The following is a 5361-nucleotide window of genomic DNA, read 5'->3' as shown; positions in this document are numbered from 1 at the left end:
GATAAATGCTGGGTTTGGCTTACGCAATTAAAGCATTGCACATACGTCCTGCCTGCGCCTACGGCTTCATTGTACCCGATACCCCTTTTGTTTGTCAAGGGGTAATCTGGAGGTGGGCGCGACCCACCCTACACCGATGCAATTTAACTGTAAAAGCAACTGAGGGAGAAACGCGATCGCGGGGGGGGTGGTGTAACCGAAAGGATGAGTTTTGGGAATCCTAAAGTTGAGATCCGATTCGCACAACATCAGGGACAGAGCATCTACATCATCATTTGCGCCACTGTTCCCCCTAGACACAAGAGTCTCAACCGAAATTATGATGTTTCTCGTTCCTCTCCCCGTTTATCTCCTGAGTGCGGTTCCTTCACCGCCTGCGGAAAACATGCCCGATCGCGCGCCAGGTGGGGCGATGGTTGCTCAAACCATTGTTCCTGCAGATGATGGAACCGGTACGGTAGTCGGTTCCCAGGGCGATCGCATCCAGATTACTGGGGGGTCGCGATCGCGGGATGGGGGTAATTTATTCCACAGTTTCGATCGCTTTAATCTCGATCGAGGTCATACAGCTAATTTTCTCTCTTCACCGGAAATTCAAAACATTTTTAGTCGCGTCACCGGGGGCGATGCATCGGTAATTAACGGGACGATTTCCGTTATTGGCGGGGGGTCTAATTTATTTCTAATTAATCCCGCCGGGATTCTGTTTGGTTCCGATGCGCGGTTAAATGTACCGGGAGATTTTGCGGCGATCGCGGCGACGGGAATGGGGTTTGGCGACCAATGGTTTGCCACAATTGGCGATAATAATTGGGCAGAGTTAGTGGGAGAACCGAGTCAATTTGCGTTTGGTTTACCACAGGCAGGGTCGATTGTCAACTTAGGCAATTTATCTGTTTTGCCGGGAGGGGATGTGACCTTGATGGGAGGGACGGTACTCAATGCGGGGAAGATATCTGCGCCCGGGGGAAGGATTACCCTGGCGGCGGTTCCGGGTGAGAGTGCGATTCGCATCTCTCGATCGAATCACCTGCTGAGTTTAGAGATTGAGTCTGCAGCGGCGATCGCCCGGAGTGTTTCTGGGACGCTGACGCCCCTTTCTTTACCGCAATTGCTGGCGGGAGGCGGCGTTGGGGGCGAGACTCGGGCGATCGCCAACCCGGATGGCACAATTGCGATTTCCGGATCGGGAATCGAGATCGACCCGCAGACTGGGGATGCGATCGCCTCGGGTACTTTAGATGTATCCGGAGATCGGGGGAGTAATGCGAGGGCACAAGTGAATGTATTGGGGAATCGGGTGGCGGTATTGGATGGGAGAATCGATGCATCCGGTGCCACTGGTGGGGGAGAAATCCGCATCGGCGGCGACTGGCGCGGTTCAGATGCGCTTCCCCAGGCGGATCGCGCGGTGGTCGATCGGGAAAGCGAGATAGTGGCCAATGCGAGATATCATGGCGATGGGGGGAGAGTTATCGTGTGGTCCGACAACCAGACGCAGTTTGCGGGAACCATTCGGGCGACGGGGGGCGATCGCGGCGGAAATGGCGGCGTGGTGGAAGTGTCGGGGAAAGAGTTCCTGCAGTTTTCTGGAGGAGTGGATACATCTGCACCCGCCGGATCTGTGGGTACTTTGCTTCTGGACCCGAAAAATATTACGATCGCCGCACAGGGAAGTGATGCGATCGCGCCTAATGATGGATTTGGGGAACAAGTCGGCACTACCGCTACGATTGCGGGTGCGGATCTCGCCGCCGCTATCGATTTGGCCAGCGTCACCTTACAGGCGAATAACGATATTATAATTGACGATACGATTACCGCCAGTACGCCGGGACATGGACTCACCTTGCAGGCGGGACGGTCTATCTCCTTTACACAACAGGGAAAAATTACCTTAGCGGGGGGAGATTTTACGGCGATGATTAACGATGCAAGTGCGATTGCGAGCGATCGCGATTTGGGGGCAAATCCGCAATTTCTGATGAATGCGGGGTCGCAAATTATCACCAATGGCGGGAATATTACCCTCAGTCGCGGCAATCTGGTGGGGGGTAATGTGGGCAATGTGAGTCTGTCTGGCGCGACTCTAGATTCCGGAACTGGCAATATCGCGATCGTAGGTGATGCGGTAACGGGACATGGGATTCATCTGGATAACCAGACTGTAGTTCAATCCTCTGATGGGACGATTTCCCTCACGGGGACTGGGGACGCGAGTGGGACGAATCTCACTAGTAACTATGGGATTTATATCCGCAATGGGAGTATCGTCGAATCCACCGGGATTGGGGAAATTATCCTGAATGGAACCGGGGGTAGCGGGACGGATTTTAATTACGGAATTTGGATTCGCGGGAACAATACGCGCGTGAGTTCCACCGATGGGAACTTAACCCTGAATGGCACTGGTGGCGGAATTGGGACGGACAATCACGGGGTTTATTTGTTGAATAGTCAGGTGGAATCCAGTGGAACGGGAAGCGTGCGGTTGCGGGGAATTGGCGCGAGTGGAACTAATGTGAATTACGGGATATTGGTGCGCGGAATGGATGCGCGGGTATCGGTGGCGGAGGGGAATTTGGATTTTCTGGGGACCGCAATGGGAAGCGGGACGAGCAATATCGGCATTTACTTGGATAACGGGACGGTAGTATCTTCGGGAAGTGCGAATTTGCAGTTTGCCGGTACCGGCGCGGGAGGTGCGCCGGGAGTGAGGGTGCGCGATGGGGCGATCGCGGCGCAGTCGGGTGCGATCGCCTTGTCGGGGGATGAAATCGATCTGGAAGGAACCACGGAAGTGAGGGGTCAGGGTAGGGTTCAGTTGCAACCTCTCGACCCGACGGTGGGGATATCTGTGGGAGGGACAGTATCCGATGGGCGGTTGAATCTGGATGACAGCGATATCGCCACCTTACAACCGGGATTCGACCAGATTGTGGTGGGGTCGGATATAGGGAGTGGCGCGATCGCCTTAGCGGGGGATGTGACTGTCAGTGACTCGATTCGCCTTCAGTCTCCCAATCCGGGCGGGGAGATAAATACTACCGGATATACCCTGAGTGCTACCGGGGCGATCGCCTTAGAGGCGGCGGGGGATATTGCTACTGGGCCGATTTCTACCTTACAAAGTAGTGGCGCGATCGCGATTTCCAGTGAAAATGGCAGGATCGATACCAGCGGTGGCACTTTAGACACCAGCGCCACAGGAAATGCCGGGAATATCTCCCTTTCTGCGCCAGTGCGAGTGTCCGTGGGAAATATCGATTCCACCGGATTAGGGAATAGCGGGAATCTGGAAATTACCAGCAGCGAAATCGATTTTCGCGGAACCTCCGTGCGCGGACAAGGGGTAATTCGCTTGCAAACTGATGACCCTTCTCGCGATATTGCGATCGCCAATAGCGATAACAGCAGCGCCGCCTTAGATTTAACCGCCATAGAACTGCAAACCCTGCACCCGGATTGGGGGGAAATTATTATCGGTCAATCCGACAGTACCGCCACCATTACCCTGCATCCATTTAACTTTGAAAGTCCGGTTTCGTTGTTGGGCGGGTCTACTTTAATTGGGAGCGATCGCGCCACGGATTGGAAGATTACCAATCCCGACAGTGGCACTCTCAGCGGATTCCAATCGACCCTCTCTTTTACCAATATCGAAAACCTCACCGGCGGAACCCTGAGCGACTCCTTTATTTTTACCAATAATGGTCGCATTAGCGGCAATCTGGACGGCGTAGACGGAACCGACACCTTAGACTATTCCAATGCCAACTTTAACGCCACCATTAATTTAGCCACCCAAAGCGCTACTGGTATAGGCGGAACCCTGAGCAGCGTAGAAAATTTCCTGGGAAATACCACAGCTTACAATACCCTGATTGGCCCAAATTCGGAGAACAGTTGGAACCTGACCGATATCCATCAAGGCACGGTAGGCACTGTCAGTTTTTCGGGCATCCAAACCCTGCAAGGTGGCAATCAAACCGATAAATTTGTCCTCGCACCGGATGCTACATTCTCCCAAATTAACGGCGGAGATGGCAATAATACCCTAGTTGCTGCCGATACTGCCAATATTTGGGAAATTAACGCTACCGATAGCGGCATCCTGAATAGCACCACAAAGTTTTCCCAAATTCAAAACTTGACAGGTGGCGCAATTGATGACACATTTAAGTTTAGGAATAATGCCCGCATCAGCGGCAACTTGTTCGGGGTGGGCGAAACCGATAAGCTGGACTATTCTAATGCGACTTTTGACGTAACCGTGAATTTAGCCCAACAAAGCGCCAGCGGTGTTGGCGGGACGATTAGCAGTATCGAATCCGTGGTGGGAAATCCGCTGCAGTCGAATACTCTGATGGGCGACAATAGCGAGAATAATTGGACGATTGGCAATTTTAGCGGAACCGTGGGCGGGGTAAATTTTTCCGAGTTTCAAACCCTGCGCGGGGGAAGCAAAGCGGATAATTTTAGCCTCGCAGCAGATGCCAACCTGTCGCAAATTGTAGGCGGCGATGGGAACAATACTCTAGTGGCGGCGGATATGGCCAATGTTTGGGAAATTATTGGAGTTAATTCCGGAATGCTGAATAGTAAAATTTCCTTTTCCCAAATCCAAAACTTAACCGGCGGGAATGTAGACGATACCTTTAAGTTTGCGGGAAATGGTCGCATTGATGGAAATTTGCAGGGAGTGGCAATTAGCGATACTCTGGATTATTCCAATTACAATAATGATGTTACCGTGAATTTAGCAGAAAACCGCGCCACTGGGGTGGGAGGTCAGATTAGCAGCATCGAATCTGTGGTGGGAAATCCGGTGCAAGATAATAAAGTAGTGGCGGGGAATACAACCAATATTTGGACGCTGACGGGAACGAATCGCGGGAGGATTAATGGGGTGAGTTTCGAGTTCGTGCAAAATTTGACTGGCGGTTCTTTGGACGATACCTTTGTATTTGCGGATGGGTCTCGGGTGACGGGATTGGTGGATGGCGGAACTGGCGGATACAATACTTTGGACTACAGCGGTTATACCGGTCCGGTGACGGTGGATATCGCGGGGGGAACCGCTACCGCCACTGGGGGAATTGTGAATATCCAAGCAGCAATTACCCCGCCTCCGGTGTCGCCAGAAGCGCCGATAGAGGAAGCGCCGGTAGAGGAAGCGCCGGATGAGAGTGAGGCGGAAGCGCCGGTAGAGGAAGCGCCGGATGAGAGTGAGGCGGAAGCGCCGGTAGAGGAAGCGCCGGATTCCGGTGAGGGAGAGGGTGAAGCGCCAGAAGCGATCGCACCCGAACCGGTAGTATCAGAGAAACCTGCGCCAGAAGCGATCGCACCCGAACCGGTAGT

1 protein-coding gene is annotated in these 5361 nt (G+C 53.2%); it reads left to right on the top strand.

What is annotated here, in order from left to right; all coding sequences use genetic code 11:
• Positions 1-319: 319 nt before the first annotated feature.
• Positions 320-5361: beta strand repeat-containing protein (locus AC0QH1_RS03350; protein ID WP_324629424.1), on the top strand; the 5042-nt coding region annotated here is incomplete at its 3' end.

This window comes from Phormidium sp. CCY1219, assembly GCF_055795085.1.
This window is presented reverse-complemented; position numbering and strand designations above follow the sequence as displayed.